Raw genomic sequence first — 231 nt, forward strand, 5'->3', positions numbered from 1 at the left:
TCGCGCAAGCCACGGCCATCAAGGGCTTGAAGGCTGATGGGGTCTGGTTCAGTACTGTGACCTTCTGCTCGATCAGCAGGGTGTGGAAGTCTTCCGGGGAACGGCTCAGGGCGTGCGACACGATCACCAGCTTGCCGCCGTACAACAGCGCGCCGAAGATTTCCCAGACCGAAAAGTCGAACGCGCAGGAATGGAACAGCGTCCACACATCGTCCGGGCCAAAACGGAAGT

1 protein-coding gene is annotated in these 231 nt (G+C 59.7%); it reads right to left on the minus strand.

From position 1 onward, the window contains the following. Positions 1–231 (minus strand): AMP-binding protein (locus IV01_RS0124380; RefSeq protein ID WP_032624812.1); only part of this gene is annotated, 231 nt, incomplete at both ends.

The sequence above is a fragment of the Pseudomonas syringae genome (assembly GCF_000737245.1).
Taxonomy (GTDB): Bacteria; Pseudomonadota; Gammaproteobacteria; order Pseudomonadales; family Pseudomonadaceae; genus Aquipseudomonas; species Aquipseudomonas syringae_J.